Origin of the sequence: Sorangium sp. So ce185, from assembly GCF_051526825.1 — a bacterium.
GTDB lineage: Bacteria > Myxococcota_A > Polyangia > Polyangiales > Polyangiaceae > Sorangium > Sorangium cellulosum_D.
In genome coordinates this window covers 3,598,693-3,617,096 of the sequence record NZ_CP150316.1, presented here as the reverse complement: position 1 = coordinate 3,617,096, position 18,404 = coordinate 3,598,693, and the positions used below count along the sequence as shown (strand labels likewise).

The window sequence follows — 18,404 nt, the reverse complement described above, 5'->3', positions numbered from 1 at the left end:
CAGCGGCTCCGCTCAGTCCGCATCAGCGAGCGCCGCTGCCGAGGCCGCCCCGCCCGGCGCCGCTCCTCCTGCGAGGGGCCCAGCCATGCTGGCGCGCGCCGCTCCGCGCGAGGGGCCAGCCGCGCTGAGCAGCGTGGCATTCCGACACACTCTCGACATCGTGCTTGACGCCGCGCGGACGCATGCACAGCCATGGCGGCGGACGTGACGCTCCCGCGACACGTCCACAGGCCGTCGCGTGCACGCCGCTTCGCAGCTGCAGCACGTGTCGCTCTTCGTTGATAGGCATGAGCAGGGCACGTATCATGCGCTCCATGGCAGATGCGGCGGGCGGCCCGCCTGGCTTCAGTTCCGGAAGCGAGAACGGCGGCGATCCCCCGGCGCCCCTCGTGCCCGACGTCGCGGATACGCTGCCGGGCGTGGACACCGTCGTGCGCGACCGGTCCCCCGCGCGGGTCGAGCCGCCGATCGAGCCCCACAGCGACAGCTCGACGCTGAGCGACGAGGACCTCGCGCTGGCCGCCACCCGCTCGAGCATGCACGAGGGCGGAGGCCACGTTCAGGTGCCTCCCGACGGCACTTTACTGGGAGGGGTCTATCGCATTCTGGGTCGGCTCGGCGAGGGGGCGATGGGCGTCATCCTCCTGGCGCGCGACGAGCAGCTCCAGCGCGACGTCGCCATCAAGCTGCTCCGGCCGGAGCAGCTCGACAACGCGCAGATGCAGGCCCGGCTGCTCGCGGAGGCGCGGGCGATGGCGCGCGTCCACCACCCGAACGTCGTCGAGATCTACGCCTTCGGGGAGTACGTCAACGCGCCGTACTTCGTGATGCAGTACGTGCCCGGGGTCACGCTCGACACCTATGTCCACAGCAAGGGCGGCCGGCTCGGGCTCGACGAGGCGCTGAGCATCCTCGACCAGGCCTGCCTCGGCGTGTCGGCGATCCACGCCTCGGGCATCGCCCACCGTGACGTCAAGCCGAGCAACATCCTCGTCGGCCAGGCCCTCCGCGTCGTGGTCGCCGATCTCGGCCTCGCGAAGCGCATCCCCCGCGGCGACCGGGTCGAGCTCGCCTTCTCGGGCACCCCGGCGTACCTGGCGCCCGAGGTGGCGCTGGGCCGGCAGCTCGACCCTGCGCTGCTGCCGCGGATCGACGTCTACGCGCTCGGGGTGGTCGCCTACTACCTGCTCGCCGGCCGCCTGCCGTTCCAGAGCACGAGCACCGTCGATCTGGTGATGCAGCACGCCTATCAGCCGCCGATCCCGCCGAGCGAGCTCTGCCTGGACCTGCCGGCGTCGTTCGACGCGCCGGTGCTCGCGGCGCTGGCCAAGGAGCCCGACCAGCGCATGGCGAGCGCGGACGCGCTGCGCGAGGCGCTCCTCGACGCCCGCAGCGCCATGCCGGCCTACGCCCGCACGACGCGCGTCATGGTGGCCGACGACAGCCCGTCGTTCCGCACCTTCCTCGCCAGCGTCCTCGCGCAGGCGCTGCCCGGCGCCGTCATCGAGACCGCGCCCGACGGCACGGCGGCGCTCGCCGCCATCGAGGCGAACCCCCCGTCGCTCGGCGTGTTCGATCTGGACATGCCCGGCCTGGACGGCATCGCCCTCACCGCGGCGGTGCGGAAGCTGCCGCGGGGGGACTTCCCGATCATCGTGGCGACCGGGACCGGGGGCGCGGCGGACTGGCAGTGCCTGTCGCGCCTCGGCGCCTCGGCGTTCCTCGTCAAGCCGTTCGACGCGGGGCAGCTCATCACCCTGGCGCGCGCGCTCGTGGGCGTCGCGGACGAGCAGAAGCGCAAGCAATGATTATCAAAACGGGGACCATGCCCACGGCGCCGGCGCTCTCGGCGCGGGCGGCGTGGCGCGTCGCGCGCCGGCGCGAGATCGCCGGTGTACCGACGGGTCGGCGACGTCGAGGCTCCTGATGAACGACAGCGAGATCAAGGTCCTGGTGGTCGATGACGACGAGGTCGATCACCTCGTCACGCGCAGGCTCCTCCGCGAGGTGTCCCGGACCCGCTACGACGTCACCTGGCTGAGCACCTCGGACGAGGCGATCGAGGCGCTGCTCGCCGGCGGCTACGACGTCTGTCTCCTCGATTACCGGCTCGACGCCCGCACCGGGCTCGACGTCGTGCACGAGGCGAACCGCTTCGGCTGCGCGATCCCCATCATCATGCTGACCGGGGTCGGCGACGAGGAGATCGACATGGCCGCGATGAGCGCGGGCGCGGCGGATTACCTCGTGAAGGGGCGGTTCGACGCGCAGATCCTCGAGCGCACGATCCGCTACGCCATCGAGCACAAGCGGAGCCAGCTCAAGCTCAAGCAGTACGCCGACACGCTGGAGGAGAGCAACCGGCAGCTCCTCCAGATGCACGAGGAGCTCGCGGCCAAGAACGCCGAGCTCGTCCGGCTGAACGAGGAGAAGAACCGCTTCGTCGGCATGGCGGCCCACGACCTCCGGAACCCGCTCGGCGTCATCCTGGGCTACAGCGACTTCATGCTGATGACCCACCGCCGCGGGGAGCAAGCGTCGCTGCTCCGGGAGGACGGGGTCGAGATCATCCAGATGATCCGGAGCTCGAGCAAGTTCATGCTCTCGCTCATCAACGACCTGCTCGACGTGTCGATGATCGAGCTCGGCAAGCTGAACCTCGACCGGAAGAGCACGGATGTCGTCCAGCTCGTCGAGTCGAACGTGGCGCTCAACATGGTGCTGGCCGGGCAGAAGAGCATGAAGCTCGTCGTCGAGAGCGACGAGAGCGTCCCGCGGGTCGACGTGGACGTCCACAAGCTGGAGCAGGTGCTCAACAACCTGATCAGCAACGCGATCCACTACTCCCCGCCGGGCACGACCATCCGCGTCCGGGTCGAGGGCGCCCCCGCCGCCGACGGGGGCGCGACCGAGGTGCTCCTGTCGGTCCAGGACGAGGGGCCCGGGATCGCGCCGGAGGACATCGGCAAGCTGTTCCGCCCGTTCGGCCGGGCGAGGACGGTCAGCACCGGCGGAGAGCGCTCGACGGGCCTCGGGCTCGCCATCGCGCAGCGCATCGTCGAGGGGCACGGGGGGCGCATCTGGGTCGAGAGCGTGGTCTCGAAGGGGGCGACGTTCTTCGTGGCCCTGCCCGTGGCGCCGGCGCCCGACGCCGAGGCGGCCGCCTAGAGCGGCGGTCACCCGCTTCGGATACGGGCCCATCTCGACGTTTTCGGTGCTCAGCGCACCGGAGTGCGCTTCCGCGCCGAAAACGCCGAGCTGGACACGTCTCCTGTGCGGGTGAACGCCGCTCTGTAACGCAGGGCGAAGACCGCTCTAGAGGGGATCAGGGCTCCTGCGGGAGCTCGGCGTAGTCGAGATAGTCGAAATCGGCGGGGAGGCCGCTGCCGGTGAGGTCGTGGGCGCACAGCGCCGCGAAGGCGCCGGTGAAGCCCAGGCCACGCGAGGTGCGCTCGTCGGACAGGAGCGACGCGTCGAGCACCGGCCCGAGCGGGTCGAAGCGCTCTCCGTCGCTCGAGGACGAGAACTGGAGGTCCTTGCCGGAGAGCTCGAAGCGGAGGTGGACGCGCGGGGCGGCGCAGGCGGCCGGGCGCGCGAGCCAGGTGAGCCGCCCGTGCTCGCTGCCGAGGAGCGCGATCGAGCGCCCGGCGCGCTCGTCGTGGCTGACCAGCGCGTAGAAGTAGCTCTCGTCGTCGTACATGCACATGAGCCCCGCCATCTGCTGGAACGAGGCGGGCTCGACCTCGAGGCAGGTCTCGACGCGGCAGCGGAGCGACTGGATGCGGCGGCCGACGACGCTCTGCCGGTGCAGCGACTGCGGCGACTCGCGGCCGCGGACGCGCAGGTAGCCGGGGCGCTCGCGCAGCGACACCCAGCTCTCGTCGGGCACGTCGCGCAGCGTCTGGTACGCGACGCCCAGCGCCGCTCGATCGAAGTGATCGCGCGCCGGGGGCTCCTTGAAGGGGTGGTCCGGCAGGCGTGGCGCCGGCACGCGGACGGCGGGCGCGGGCGGTCGCGGCGCCCCGTCGAGCGCGAGCCAGCCGTCGTCGGTCCATCGCACCCGCTGGATCGCCGTCTCGCGGCCGAGGATGCAGCGGCGCTCGCCCGGGAGCGGCCGCCCGACCAGGTGGGCGAGGTACCACTCGCCCGTGGTGGTCTCGACCAGGCAGCCGTGCCCGGCCTTCTGCAGCTCGATGGCCGGGTCGTGGACGGAGGTCAGGAGCGGGGAGCTCGGGTCGACCTCGTAGGGCCCCTCGATGCGGCGGGAGCGCGCCACGACGGCGGCGTGCTCGTAGCTGGTGCCGCCCTCGGCGACGAGGAGGTAGTAGTGGTCCCCGCGCCGGTAGAGGTGCGGCCCCTCGGTGCAGCTGCGGCCGCTACCGCTGAAGATCCAGCGGCGCTCGCCGACCAGGCGGCGCTGCTCGAGGTCGAGCTCCTGCAGCACGATGCCGGGGAACTGGTTGTTGCCGGGGCGGTGGTCCCACACCATGTTGACGAGCCACGCCCGGCCGTCCTCGTCGTGGAACAGCGAGGGGTCGAAGCCGCCGCGGTTCAGCGCGACGGGCTCGGACCACGGCCCCTCGATGCGGCTCGCGGTGACGTAATAGTTGTGCGCGTCGACGAAGCCGCCCCAGGACTTCACGTCGGTGTAGACGAGGTAGAACACGCCGCCGGCGTGGGTGAGGCAAGGCGCCCAGACGCCGCCCGAGCGGGGGTTGCCGAGCAGGTCGAGCTGCGAGCGGCGGTCCAGGGCATAGCCGATGGGGTTCCAGTGGCGGAGATCGCGGCTGTGGTGGAGCCGCACGCCGGGGAACCACTCGAAGGTGGAGGTGGCCAGGTAGTAGTCCTCGCCCACCCGGAGGATGGAGGGATCGGGGTGAAAGCCCCGGAGCACGGGGTTCTCGATGAAGGTCGGTTCGCTGGTCATCGCGGGGGCTAGGGTCCGAAGGAGGGAAGTCGGGTGCGGTTCGACGGCCGCGCCGGCGGGCGCGGGGGGCCGTGCGCGCGGGCATCTTGCAGCGGAGTGGCCCGGCGGCGCAACGGGGCACGGCGGGGCGGCCAGGCGCCGGGAGGCTCGTGCGGCGCGGCGGCCTCGGACCAGGGCGAGGCGAGGCGGGAGCCGCTGTCGTCGTTCTGGATGCGCAGGCGGGTGGGCTGCCGGAGCGTGCCGCGATCAGTCGAGATACCCGGCTCGGTGCAGCCCGTCGTCAGTGGCCATTGAGCTCGACGACGGCCCGCTCGTGGAACGTCTTGAGGCAGGCGTTGCGATCCGAGGCGAGGACGAGCGCGCGGAGGTCGTCACGATCGAGGAGGAGGACGAGGTAATCGTCCTTGCGCTCGCCGCGGAGGTCGTCACGAAACGCGCTCGTGAACCCGCCCACGGCGACGAAGAGGCCGAGCCGACACCGGCCATAGCGTCGCTCAAGCTTCCACATGAAGCTGCGTAGCTCGTTGACACCGGCAGGCTTCGTCCAGTTCTTGCACTCGATCAGGATGTAGGACGTCCGCTCGTTAACCCAGAACGGGTCCGTGGATTCGTTGCGGATCAGAAGGTCGATCTCCTCGACATCGTTGCGACGCCGGGCCTGGGCCTGACGGAAGCCCGGGATGGTCTTCACCAGGAGCAACATCAGATCTTCGAGGAGCTTCCCTTTCCGGTTCGGATCGGCCTCGGACTCGACGGCTGCCCAGGCTTCTCGAAGGGTCACCTCCGTCTCCTCCCGGGTGAGTTCGCCGAGCTGTCGCGCACGAACTGCCTCGATCGCGTTCCGGAGCTTCGGGAGCAGAAGAACCTGGAAGAATTCGTCCTTCTGTAGGTAATCGTAGACCCCCTCTTGAAAGGCCCGCATGATCGCGCCAGGCGTCGCGTAAGCGGTCACGAGGAGCGTCTTCGCGGAAGGCGCACGGAGACGGACCTCGGCGAGGAGGTCCAGCCCTGAGTCCGGCCCCTCGCGCCCCTGGAGCTTCTGGTCGAGCAGCACAACATCCCACCCCGGTTGATCGAGCTTGACCAGCGCGGCGCCCGCGTCGGGCGCCGTTTCGACGAGGTATCCTTCCTCTCCGAGGCGACTCTCATAGAGCCTCACGAATCTCGGATCGTCGTCGATGATGAGAACTTTTCCCGTCGATCTCATTGGTCCACCCTCTGTCGTACCGGGATCCGGAGCCTGAAGCGGGCGCCCCCGAGGGGGCTCTCCTCGCAGCGCGCCTGCCCATGCATCTCCTGCTCCACCACCTCGCGCACGAGTGCCAGCCCTTCCCCGGTACCGCCCGGTCGCATCGAGAACCCTCGCCTGAAGATGGCCTCCCGGTGCTCGCTTGGCACGCCGGGGCCGCTGTCGTCCACCAGAATCAAGAGCTCGTTCCCCCCGGCGGCTGCCTCCGCCGTGACCCGCACCTCGGCCGACGCACCGGAGGGCGCCTGCGCCGCGTTCCGGAGCATGTTGACGATGGCCAGGGTGAAGCGACGGCGATGGCCTACGACGGGCGGCAGCGGACCGCTCTTCGGAAACGACATGCGCGCGCCGAACTCTTCCGCTACCGCGGCGAGGGCCTCCTCGATGGCCGGCGCGACGTCGAACGGCTCTGCCGGCTCGGCGCCCAGGGCGGCGACGTTCAGCATGTCCCTCAGGAACCGGAAGATCCGGTCGATCCCGCCGTCGATCGCGTCCTGATGGGACGCGAGCGCAGCTCCTGCGCCGCTCCGCTCGACGTCGCGATAGAGGTCGTCGAGCGCCCCGCGCACCGGCACGAGCGCGTTTCGAACCTCATGGACGACCATGCGCGCGTGCCGCGTGGTTGCGGCCGCCGCGCCGTCGCTCTGGATGCGCGTCACGACGGGGCGGACCTTCCCAAGCACGGCGGACGTCTCATCCTGCAGCAAGGCCTCTGCGAGGACGGATAATGGCGTGTCCGCACCGGAGGCGACCTCCTCGAGAAGCGGACGGCCCTCGGGACGAATCTCAAACTCTGTGAGCCCTCCTCCGATGTACCTATCGTAGGCGAGGATCTCCAGGCTCGAAAGCCGACGGAGCGTCGCGCTCGCCACAGGCGCTCCTAAGTGTTGATCCTCGTAGATCGTCCCATCGGAGCTTCTCAGAAGTTCGGCGGCAGAGCTACGCGACAGCCGCCACTCGTCCTTGGATCCTCGCGACTGCACAGCCTCGACTGTGAGCAGCCACCGGACGGCATCGCGGGCGGGAAGATCCACGAGAAGCTTGCCGATAGGCGTCAATGTCCAGTGCTCACCGGCGCGAGCGACGGCACGGATCTCATGAGCGTACCGGGCGAAGTCGAATTCAGGCTCCTTCGTTCCCGTGACAGCTTGGGCGGCCAGCTTCCGCAGGCGATCGAGCTCTCGGTCCTTGACAGCGGAGCCGGCTGTCACATCCAGCCCAAGCGCGCGACTCAAAGACACGTTGATCAGCGCCGAGATCTCGTCGACCGGTAAGCCCTTGGCGAATCCTTCAAGAAGCAATCTGCCCAGCTCCGAAGCGAAGGGCTCGAGACGCCACGCCCAGTAACTCTGGTGCCACCGTACATCGATCTCAGGCTTGCCGCGCCGCTCGAGCTCCTCCAGGGCGGACAGCAGATGCCGCCGGTGCGCCGCGACGTCGGGCACGAAGGCAGGTCTCGCCTGCCCGATCCCCTCCAGGTAGTCCTTCAACTGATCGAGGAACGCCACGGCCAGAGCAGATGACCGCGCCGCGCCGACGTCAAGCGCGCGCTCCTCTACGCCGATAAACTCGGACGTTTCCGCTGCGCTCGGCGCCAGCAGGCGGTCACGGCAGGGGCACGGTCCTCGTCACCGCGAGCAGAGGAGGCCGGTCGGCTGGGGGCGCGGCTCGTCACCGGTGGGACGGAGCGCACCGCTCTGGGGACGCCCCCCGGGCCACGGGCGAGTACCACCGACGCTGCGCGGCGGACGCAAGCCTCCGCCGTCCGGACCTCGGTGTGGGCACGCGGCTCCCCGTGTGAGGACTCCGGCGCTCCACTCCAAACAGATTCCATCCATACGCGCCCCGCTCTGCAACGATGCCGTCCTGCGTCATGGAGAGATCCGCTTTCGCCCCCGTCCCGTCACCGCATTCCGCGTTGAGGATGTCATCCAGAACGTGGATAATCCGCGCAATGCAACTTCACGGCTCATGGTAGCGCGCGGCCGCGGACGCCAGGGGGATCGCAGGCCGCGCCGTGCCGGACGCGCCTCGATCGCCCGCCGGGAAACCGAGGTTCCATCGACCTCGGACCTGAACGTCCAGACCGCGGCTCGGCCGTGGAGGACACATCGATGTGCGCAGGCTCCGTACCTCGCGCGAGGTACTAGGGAGGAGTAGGCAGTGGCGAAGAGAGCTCGATTCAGAGGCGTGCTGTCAGCGCAGGCCAGGGTGATGGCCGCGCTCCTCTTGGTGTACGGACAGGGATGCGGGGGCGACGAGAACAAGCCCGATCCGCAGGAGCAGATTCCGCCGGAAGAAGAAGAGAACGAGAACCCGCCGCCCGAGGAGGAAGAGCCCGATCCTCCCGAGGAGGAGGAGCCCGAAGAGGAAGAGCCCGAAGAGGAAGAGCCCGCTACCCCGGAGGGACCCACCGAGTTCGTCTCGGCCGACGATCCCTTCACCGAAGGCTACCTCGGCGAGGAAGAGGAAGAAGAGGAGGAGGAGGAAGAGGAAGAAGAGGAGGAGGAAGAGAGCCGAGAGATCGAGGAAGGCGACATCTACCGCGTCCTCGGCGGCGGGCAGCTCCTCAACCTCAACCCCTACCGCGGCATCCAGGTCATCGACATCCAGGACCCGTCGAACCCGAAGTTCCTCGGCCAGCTCCAGGTCGCCGGCACCCCGGTCGAGATGTACGTCGTCGGCGATCGCGCGGCCGTGCTCCTCAACGACTGGGCCGGCTACCAGCTCAAGGCCGACGGCTTGACCGTGGAGCGGCGGACCGGCGGGACGGTCCTGTTCATCGACATCGCCGACCGCACCGCGCCCAAGATCCTTTCTCAGTACCCGGTCGCGGGCCGCATCATGACGAGCCGCCTCGCGCGCGGCACGAGCAAGACCTCGCTCTACATCGCCTCGAACGGCTCGGAGCTCGAGGAGTTCGCCCCAGGCCAGTTCCACTGGGTCAACAAGACCCTGGTCAGGAGCTTCGATGTCGGCACCGCCGCGCTGACCGAGCGCCCCGGGCTCGAGCTCGACGACGCCGTGACCGCCATCCACGCCGAGGCAGACGTGCTCCTCGTCGCGCGCAACCGCTTCAGCTGGTCGGAGGAGCCCAGCACGATCTCGGTCATCGACATCTCGAACACCGATGGATCCATGGTGGAGCGCGGCAGCGTCACCGCGAAGAGCTTCGTGCGCTCGCAGTTCCACATGGACTTCCGCGACGACATGCTGCGCGTCTTCTCCGGCCCGCGATGGGCGAGCGGGGCGCCCAGCTACCTCGAGACGTGGAACGCCGCCGACCGCGACGACATCACGCCGATCGACAGCGAGGACTTCGGCGCCGAGCAGTCGCTCTACGGCGCCATCTTCATGGACGACAGGGCGTTCGCGGTCACCTACCGGCGGCAGGATCCGTTCCACGCCTTCTCCATCGATCCGGCCGGGAACGTCACCGAGGAGAGCGAGTTCGTCGTGTCCGGGTGGAACGACTTCTTCCGCCCCGTCCTCGGCGCGACGCGCCTGATCGGCATCGGCGTGAACGACGCGAACGGCCGCCGCCTCGCCGCCAGCCTCTACGACATCACCGACCTGACCAGCACGGACCCCCTCGTGGCGCGGGCCGAGGTCGACAGCGCCGCCGACGGCTGGAGCTGGTCGGAGGCCAACTGGGATCACCGCGCGTTCACCGTGCTCGACGACGCCGTCGAGGCCGTGGCGCCGACCGGAGAGCCGGAGACGGGCCTCGTGCTGCTCCCGTTCTCCGCGAGCAGGGTCGTGGACAACTACCGGCGCCCGTTCTCGGGGGTGCAGATCTTCACCTTCTCGGACACGACGCTGACCCGCCGCGGCCTGATGGAGCACGGGACCCCCGTGCGCCGCACGTTCCGCGCCGAGGACATCGCCACGGCGAACGTGTCCGACGAGCACCTCTCCCTCTACGCGCAGGGCGATCTCGACGCCCCGACCAAGCTCGGGCAGCTCGAGCTCGCGCCGGATTACCAGAAGGTCTTCGCCTTCGGCAGCCACCGCGTGCGCGTGAAGCTGCCGTACGACACCTACTGGATGCCGTACGAGAACCGGAAGCTGAAGGCGGAGGTCGTCCCGACCGACGGGGTGACGCAGCTCGAGCAGCCGGTGGCCACCTTCGATCTGCCGCTCGACGCGCAGCTCCACCAGGTGGGCGATCTGCTCGTGTCGCTGACCACCACGTTCGAGAACTGGGTGGGCAAGGTCGTCCATCTCCAGGTGATCGACCTGTCCGATCCGACCGCGCCGCGTCTGGCGGGCACGCTCGACACGGGCGATCTCCCCTCGATCGGCGGCTACTACGGCGGGGGGAGCTCGTTCCCGACCGTGCACGCCGGGCGCGACGCCCTCGCCTTCCTGCGCGTCATCGGCCACATCGAGGATCTCGGGGTCGGCTGGACGTGCCGGACGAACGCCATCCAGAACCCGCAGTGCTTCGGGCAGGAGGGCTGCACGTACATGGCCGGCGATCGGCAGTGCCGCAAGATCGGCAACGACGAGTACTGCAACGGCGGGTTCGCCGAGTGCACGGACCACGTCGGCGCCGACACGACCTGCACGCCCGTCGAGGTCGACAGGAACGACATTCCGGGGGTCACCTCGACCTACTGCTACGAATACGTGCCGCGCCGCAGCTGGGCTCAGATCGAGATCAGCGTTGTCGACCTGTCCGATCCGGACAGCCCGGCCGTGAGGCCCGCCGTCACGCTGCCGGACGACAGCGAGACCGTGAACGTCCTCAACGACGACGGGGAGCTCTACTTCAACATCAAGCGCTCGATCGGCGCGCCGGACGATCCGCGCCCGCACACGCAGTACTTCCTCACGCACCTCGACCTGTCCAACCCGGCGCAGCCCGCGCTCGATCCGGGGATCAACGTGCCCGGCGAGATCATCTCGATCCAGGGCACGTCGATCTACGCGCGGGACAAGGTGTGGGGCCAGCAGTACATCGAGACGGCGCTCGCGCGGCTCAAGCTGCACGAGGGGCTCGCGTACCTCCAGGAGTACCAGCAGTTCCCGAACCGCCGGGTCAACGCGATCTCCATCGACGGCCGCGGGCTGCCGGTGCTGAGCCACAGCCTGATCTGGCAGCCGGTCTACGGGATTTACTACGGCTGGGATCCCAACCAGAAGCTGACCACGCTGTCGCCCCTCGCCGCCGAGGAGGAGCCGCCGCCGCCCGAGAACGAGAACGAGAACGAGAACGAGAACGAGAACGAGAACGAGAACCCGACGGTCCCCGAGTTCGACCATCTCTCCACGGTCCGGCTCGCGTCGTGGGCGTCGCTGCGCCACACCACCGACATGCGCGCGCTGTTCGAGGTGCCCGGCGGCGTGCTGGTCATCTCCCTCGAGCAGCCCGAGGCGCCGAAGGCGCAGGCGTTCTTCCAGACCTGGGGCTGGCCCGAGAAGTTCGTGGCGAGCGGAGAGGAGGTCCTCTTCGCCGCCGGCCGCTTCGGGATTCACCAGCTCGACCGCGACACCGTCAACCTCGTCCCCTACCTCGGCGAGTAGCCGAGCGCGGCTCGAGCCGGCCCGGGCGATCCCGCCGGGCCGGCTCGCCGCGGCGGCGTCCCGGCCGCCTCGCCTTCCCCCGCATCCCTCCTTCGCGCGGCGCCTTCGAGCGGCCCCCGCGGCCCGCGCGGCGATGCGACCGCCCTCGCGGGCGGCGCGCGCTCAGAACCCGATCATCAGGAGGTGCGCGCGCACCTCGGCGCCGAGGCGGAGATCGGCGATCTCGGCGGCGAGCGGATCGCCGCCGTCGCCCGCGCCGAGGCGCGCGATCAGGCGCGCCTCGGCGCCCATCCCGTACCAGCCGTCGAAGAGGTGCGCGCCCGCACCGAGGTGGGCCCCGAGCAGGGCATCGGGCGTCCTCGCGAGCTTCGTGACCGGCGCCCAGACGTCGAGCCCCGCGCGCGCGAAGCCGTGAGAGCCCGTGAGGCTGCCCTTGCCCGAGACGAACGAGTAGGTCGCCGCGGGATGAACGCCCAGGGTCGCGAAGTCGAGGGCGCCGTGGGCCATCCGCAGGATCGAGGGATCGAGCGCGAGCCCCCACCGCCGGCCGAGCCGCACGCGCACGTCCGGACAAACGCCGAGGTGCGCCGGTCTCCCCCGGCCGGTCCACACGCCGACGCACACACCGAGGACGCCGAGCTCGACGCGGGGGAACGTGACCGGCCTCGGCGCGACCCACCGGGTCACGGGTGAGGGGGTCTGCAGATAGGGGTCGGGCTTCGCGCGCTCCTCGGCGAGGAAGCTCGCCTCGAGCTGCGCGCGCACCCGGGCCTCGGCTTCGAGGCGAAGGCGCGCCTCCCATCGGTAATACGCCTCCCATTCGAGGCGCGCCTGCGCCTCGAGGCGGGCGCGGGCCTCGGCCTCGGCGCGGGCCTGGGCCTCCAGATCCACGGCAGGCGGCTGCACCCGCACGGGGGGCGGCTCGATCCGCACGGTGCCGCCGATGCACCAGGGCGGGACGCAGGGGTTCGACTGGGCCGCGGCCGCCTGCGCCCAGGCGAGGGCGCAGAGCGCGAGCGCGAGCGCGGCGAAGCGGACCATCGCGGGGCGGAGGCGGAGGAGAGGGCTGCGCGGGCGCATCAGAACCCCACGCTCGGGCCGAGCAGGAGCTCCACGCCGACGTGCGGCCCTCTCATGGCGGAGATCGCGCCGCCGAGGCCGCCGCGGACGAGCCCGCGCCCTTCCAGGAACCACCCCACGAACCCGCCGCGCCCGATGCGCGCGGCGCGGAACTGGAACCCGAGGCCGACGTGCCCGCCGAGCATCACCTCCGGCGGCCGCGCGCCGTCGTCGAACGGGAGCGTCACCTCGAGCCCGGAGCGCAGGTAGAGGTCGATACGGTCTCGCCGGCCCCAGAGGAAGACCGCCGAGGGCTCGAGCGTCACGGCGCCGACGCGGGCGACCCCGACGGCGTCGAGCGAGGCGTACGCGGCCGCGATCTCGACCGCGAGCGGCTCGCCCGGGCGCAGGCGCGCGCCCAGGCCGACCCCCTCCTGCGCATACGCGTCCTTGCCGAACGTGGCGAGCATCCGCCCGGCGGCGGACACCTCGAGCAGGGGCAGCCGGATCCGTACGGGGTTGGGCTCTCGCTCCACCCCGCGCTCGATCCAGGCGCGACGGCGCTCGTCGTGGACCTGCTGCGCCGCGGTCGCGCGCGCCTGCGGCTCGAGCCGCGGGCGCGCTTCGGCTTCGAGCCGAGCGCGCGTCGCGAGCTCGACCTCCGGCGTGAGCGGCGGGGGCCGCGCGGGCGCAGCCGGCGCGGGCGGCGGGCACGTTCCTGGAAAGCAAGGGAGCTGCGCGCGCAGGGCGCGCGGCGCGAGCAGGACCGACGCGAGCGCGAGCGAGGCAAGGGGACGGGGGACCATGGGCACGCGAGCTCGACGCCTCGGCCGGGCGGACGTCGACGGTGGCTCACGCCGGGCCGTGGGTTCGGAGAGGAACACGCATGTTCGACGATGCACGAGCGCGGATTCAAGCGCGCGCGGAGGGCGCGAGCATCAACGCGACGATTGCCGGGGGCGCGGGGCGGGGCGAGGGCGCCCTGCGGCGCGAGGGAGGCGGAGGGATCCGGTTTCGCGGAGCGCCGGACAACGCTATGGAGGAGCCCCATGGTCGAGCAAAACACAGCGGAAAACGGGGATGGGCGGCCGGAACGCGCGGAGCCCGTCGCGGAGCGCGCGCCGGACCAGGAGGCCCGCGAGGCCGCCGGAAGGGCGGCGGAGGGCGGCGGGGAGGCCTCTCCCGATGGCGCGGCGGCATCCACGACGGCGGCCGCTGCCGCAGAGTCCGCCGGCACGTCGCCCGCCGCCGCAGAGTCCGCCGGCGCGGCGCCCGCCGCTGCAGAGTCCGCGGGCGCGGCGCCCGCCGCTGCCGCGCCCGCTCGCACGCGCCCGCCGCGGGTCATCGACATGCGCCGGCCGCGCACACCGGCGCCCGCGCAGGAGCCGCCGCCGCGGCGCTCGGCACGCGCGGGGGAACGCGGACCGGACGAGCGTGGGGCCCGCGAGCGCGGGTCGACAGAGCGCGGCGCGCGCGACGGCGGCGCGGCCGAGCGCGGGGCGCCGGACAGGACCAAGGCGCCGCGGGAGGGGGCGCCCCAGCGCGGACCGTCAGGCGCCGACCGCGTCGGCGGCGCTGCCCACACGCGCGCGCCCGCGCCCGGCGCCGCGCCGGGTGCGGCCAAGCGGGAGCGCCGCGCGGCCGCCGCAGCGGATCCTGCGCCGAGCGGCGCTGGCAAGGCGGAGCCCGCCGCGGCGAAGCGCGCGGCGGCCGGCCAGGGGCCCGAGGCTCCCCGCAAGGCGGCCCGGCAGCCCCAGCGCGCCGAGGCCCACAAGGCGGCCCCGGCCCCGCCGCCGGCACCGGAAACGGCGGCGCCCTCCGAACCGCGCCGGGAGGCCGCGTGGGTGCCTCCTCCTCCCAGCCCCGCGTTCCCGAAGAAGAAGAAGCCGGCGATCACCGCCAAGGAGGCGATGAAGGCCAAGGTGCAGGCGCGGGCCGGCAAGAAAGCGGCGAAACCCGCGCCGAGCCCGGCAGCGGAGCGCGCGACGGACCAGGCCACGGAGGCCGCCCGCGAGGAGCCCAGGGCGTCCGCCGCGAAGGCCCGCGACACCGCCACGGCGAAGGGTCGCGACACCGCCGCGGCGAAGCCTCGCGACAACGGCGCAGCGAAGCCTCGCGACAACGGCGCAGCGAAGCCCCGCGACAACGGCGCGGCCAAGCCCCGCGATGGCGCCGAGGCGAAGCCCCGCGACGCCGCGCCCAGGTCGGCACGCCGCGCCCAGGCGGCAACGCCGGAAGCGCCGGCCAAGAAGCCCGGGCTGCTCCGGCGGCTGCTCAACCTGTTCCGGCGATCCGGCTAGCTCCGCGGGTCAGAAATCCCGCCAGGATTCCGCCTCGGTGGCGAACCGTCGCGATCCGTTGCTTTCGGCGGGATTTCGGGGGGCGTGACGACGGATCGCACCCCCTCGAAAGCCATGGACCCAGCCCGGGCCCAACCGCCGAGCGGTGGAGCCGCTGGAGTGCCGCGCGCGGTACCCGGCGGACCCCGCGTGACGAAACCGACAGGGAGGGGCGCTGCTCGACGACGTGGCCGGGGGAAGTCTGCCCGGAGGTGCGTGCGCCCGCCATCACGACGCGCCGCGAACCGCGACGGCGGCCGTTTGGACGAGCTCAGCAGGGTACAGCTATACGGTAGGATGCCTTCCGCTTGGTGCTACGTTGCGGCAATCCCAGGCTTTTTGCGTGATTATTTTAGGTAACGCTGGGTGAGCATCATGCGTGCGCCCTTGGATGCATTGATAGACGGAGCGTGCAAAACGCGCATATCCATCACATAAACGTCGCCTGCCTTGCCGCACATCTCAATGATCTGCACAGGAACGCCGTTTACGGATTGAGGCGTAAGGAAACGAGCACGGTTGGACTCCGTGGATAAAAAGAGCGCGGAGCAAACAGGATCTTCTCGCAGCGCTTGATGCGCACTCACCGGAGAGGAGCCCTTCGCACTGTGCAGTCGATGGGAACCAGCGATCGCCAACGTAGCCCCTCCTCGGGGAGGAACATCATCCAGCAGCACAAAAATCTGGATGCCGGGAAGCACATCGCGAGACGGTGAGTTCACATCGAGATGCCAACCCAAATACGGAACATCCCATTCAAATTTCTGCGGTGGCGTTACGAGGATTTGCGGATGAGGTTGAGGGCCGAGCTTAAACCCCGCCAGCTCATGGACGAAATGCACAAGATCGTCGGGAATAACTTCATCAAATGCGGCTTGATGGCGAAGCCTTTGTAAAATTTGGCCGGTGACGTTAAACGGAGCGACATGATCGAATTGTTTGGTATGCCATTTTCCGTTTTCCCGCAGGCGCAGCCGCGTGAGCTCATTGAGAATGGCTTCTTTGGCGGGACTTGTCTTGTTTCGCGGAACGAGACCCTTAAAACAAAGAACCCCCTTTTCCGCGAATAGATTTTGATCTTTCGAACTTAGTTTCATCGAACGAAAACTTATTTAGTACCAGTAGGGTACAGCTATACGGTAGGATGTCTTCCGCTTGGTGCTACGTCGCGGTAATCCCAAGCGTTTCAGGCGTGGAAGACCTGCCCCCATCGCAAAGGCCCGTTCTGTCAATGAGCTCGTACAGTCGGACTGCCGAGTCAGGAACGGCTCCGAGAATCTTGACTTTGCGGAACGCGTTTGCTTGTCCTATCCGCGAGCGCTCGCGCCCGATCTCGCCGGCCTCTATCGGCTGAGCATCATTGCTCGTGGCGAGGTTCGCGTGATTGAGCCCCCGCGGAACGAGGTCCGACATGGCGAAGCTACGCCCGCGGCCCGAAAAGGGCCAACAGATCGATCCGTCCATCGACAGCTCCCCCCATCCGTACGATCGCTTCTCTCACCGCCGAGCACGGCGGTCCAGCACGGCAGCCCGAGCAGACGACCGATTGTCTCGTGAACGACCCGGGCCGCCACCTCGTCCCCGAGGGCGACGGCGCGGCTCAGGGTGCTGGCCAGCGAGGCGACCACGGCCGCCCGAGGCGACGGATCGGTCACGGCGAGCGCCCCAGGCCCTGGGCTTGACAATCGGGCCCGGGTTGGGCCCACGCCTTCCGAGGGGCTCCGATCCGATCTCCTCGTCCGACAGCGTCACGCCGAGGTTGGGCATGACGTCGTTGTACAGCGCGCCGTTCACCTCCATCGGTCCGGTGACGCCGAGCAGCGTGATCCGGATCGGCGTCTCCTTGTCGTCGAGCAGCCACGAGGCACCGACGAGGGGCGGATAGAACCGGACCGGCACAACGGGACCAGCGAATCGCGCTGAGGCACTCTACAAGGGGGTGGAGTCGCTCCGCCGCCCAACTTAGCTGCCGGTCCGAGGACTTGCGCTCCTTGCTGGGGACGACACCGCCTGGCCGTTGCATGCAGCCGACCTGCCTCCGCGTCGGGTGCTGCCCGCCTCTCACCGGGCCTTGTGGCGAACCGCGGCCGGAGCCGATCCTCCTCGAGCCGCGCGCCGCTACTGCTCTGCGCCGACCTCGTAGAGGAACTCGTTGTAGGCGTCGACCTTCTTCCACGGGACCACGTCGACGCCGAGGTCGAACTGGCTGCCTTCGACGAGCTGCGGCGCGAGGATCTCCTTGACCGCGTCGAGGCCGATGCTCTTGATGCCGTAGACGATGTAGGGCCCGAGGTACCCCTCGTAGTACTGCCGCTGGACGTGCGTGGCCTGGATGCGACCCTGGCGCATATAATCGGCGGTCTCCGGCGCGAAGTCGAAGGTGACGATGGGGAGGTCCGGCGCGTCCGCGGCGTCCGCGGCCAGCACGCATCGATACGAGTCGATGAACATTCCGATAAGGCCCACGACGGGCGGGTCGGCGTCCTCGATCTCGCCTCTCATCAACTCGACGTCCATGGCTTGGTCATGATAGATGGACTGATGTACCAGAACGTGGTAACCGGCTGCCTCGAACACGTCCCTGGCGCCCTGAGTTCGATTGACACCGTCGACCCAGATCGGGTCGGCCCAGCCGTGGATGAGCACCGTGCCCGGCCCATCGGGCAGCATCTCGAGCAGGGTGTTCCCTGCCACGGCCCCGGCATACGCGTTGAGTACCCCGACGTAGATCTGGCGCTTCGAGCTCACCAGGTCAGCGTCGAGCGTCACCACGGGGATCCCCTCCGCGATGGCCTCGTCGAGCGCGGCCGCGTTGCCTTCGCCGACGGGCGTGATGACTATCCCCTCGGCGCCTTCCGCCACCGACCGTTCGATGTGCCGAGTCTGGAATTTCATCAATTCCTCTAGCTCTGTCTCAGTGGTGTAAGGCGCGAGCACGTTCCCCGTGGCCCTCCCGGAGGCCCCGAGCTCACCCATGGCTCGGTTCGCGCCCGTGGCGATCGGCGCAAAGAAGCCGTCGAGGGACTTCAGCAACACCGCGATCTGCATCGGTTCGATCGAGGTCTTGTTGATCTCGGCGACGAGCTCGTCGATGGTCGCCTCGATCTCGAGCGGGATGAACTCGCTCCGAGGAAGCGGCGTTCGCTGGATGGGCGCGGCTGTCTGCGCCGCGTCCGGATCGCTCGAGCCGCATGCCGCCGTCGTCAGCATGAGCCCGATGGCCACTGCCCAGTTTCGCCCAATCATCGTCATGAGGCCCCCTGCTACGTTGTCGCTCGTTCGTGCGTGGTTCGCGCGGTCG

11 protein-coding genes are annotated in these 18,404 nt (G+C 69.9%); 4 read left to right on the top strand and 7 right to left on the bottom strand.

The annotated features are described in order from the left end of the window. Positions 1–182 precede the first annotated feature (182 nt). A complete protein-coding gene (locus WMF26_RS13495) occupies positions 183–1,808 on the top strand; it encodes a protein kinase domain-containing protein (protein ID WP_438000666.1) in 1,626 nt (541 codons plus the stop codon). A 118-nt stretch (positions 1,809–1,926) separates the two neighbouring features. Then, complete coding sequence (locus WMF26_RS13490; RefSeq protein WP_061623227.1) at positions 1,927–3,168, top strand: hybrid sensor histidine kinase/response regulator; 1,242 nt, start codon at positions 1,927–1,929, stop codon at positions 3,166–3,168. Between the two features lie 157 nt (positions 3,169–3,325). Here the strand turns inward: WMF26_RS13490 and WMF26_RS13485 are convergent, their stop codons facing one another. The 3 genes from WMF26_RS13485 to WMF26_RS13475 form a co-directional block, all read right to left on the bottom strand. After that, entirely contained in the window at positions 3,326–4,927 is a 1,602-nt protein-coding gene (locus WMF26_RS13485; protein WP_438000665.1) for a glycoside hydrolase family 43 protein, read from the bottom strand. A 280-nt stretch (positions 4,928–5,207) separates the two neighbouring features. Further along, a complete protein-coding gene (locus WMF26_RS13480) occupies positions 5,208–6,134 on the bottom strand; it encodes a response regulator (protein ID WP_438000664.1) in 927 nt (308 codons plus the stop codon). Beyond that, positions 6,131–7,684, bottom strand: a complete 1,554-nt coding sequence (locus tag WMF26_RS13475) for a sensor histidine kinase (RefSeq protein ID WP_438000663.1) — start codon at positions 7,682–7,684, stop codon at positions 6,131–6,133. Before WMF26_RS13475 ends, WMF26_RS13480 begins: the two co-directional genes overlap by 4 nt. A 682-nt stretch (positions 7,685–8,366) precedes the next feature. On the opposite strand from WMF26_RS13475, the gene WMF26_RS13470 reads away from it, so the two are divergent. After that, a complete protein-coding gene (locus WMF26_RS13470) occupies positions 8,367–11,705 on the top strand; it encodes a beta-propeller domain-containing protein (protein ID WP_438000662.1) in 3,339 nt (1,112 codons plus the stop codon). 162 nt (positions 11,706–11,867) lie between these two features. Here the strand turns inward: WMF26_RS13470 and WMF26_RS13465 are convergent, their stop codons facing one another. Beyond that, positions 11,868–12,785, bottom strand: coding sequence for a hypothetical protein (locus WMF26_RS13465; RefSeq protein WP_438000661.1), 918 nt, complete (start codon positions 12,783–12,785; stop codon positions 11,868–11,870). Next, positions 12,785–13,570 (bottom strand): hypothetical protein, encoded by a 786-nt coding sequence (locus tag WMF26_RS13460; protein ID WP_438000660.1) that lies wholly within the window; start codon positions 13,568–13,570, stop codon positions 12,785–12,787. The genes WMF26_RS13465 and WMF26_RS13460 overlap by 1 nt, the downstream gene beginning before the upstream one ends. Before the next feature lie 1,038 nt (positions 13,571–14,608). On the opposite strand from WMF26_RS13460, the gene WMF26_RS13455 reads away from it, so the two are divergent. Then, positions 14,609–15,064 (top strand): hypothetical protein, encoded by a 456-nt coding sequence (locus WMF26_RS13455; protein ID WP_438000659.1) that lies wholly within the window; start codon positions 14,609–14,611, stop codon positions 15,062–15,064. A gap of 386 nt (positions 15,065–15,450) precedes the next feature. On the opposite strand, the gene WMF26_RS13450 is transcribed toward WMF26_RS13455, so the two are convergent. Further along, the gene (locus WMF26_RS13450) at positions 15,451–16,200 is read right to left on the bottom strand and encodes a phytanoyl-CoA dioxygenase family protein (protein WP_438000658.1); all 750 of its coding nucleotides are present in this window, start codon (positions 16,198–16,200) and stop codon (positions 15,451–15,453) included. A gap of 1,021 nt (positions 16,201–17,221) precedes the next feature. Next, complete coding sequence (locus WMF26_RS13445; RefSeq protein WP_438000657.1) at positions 17,222–18,355, bottom strand: substrate-binding domain-containing protein; 1,134 nt, start codon at positions 18,353–18,355, stop codon at positions 17,222–17,224. Positions 18,356–18,404: the final 49 nt, after the last annotated feature.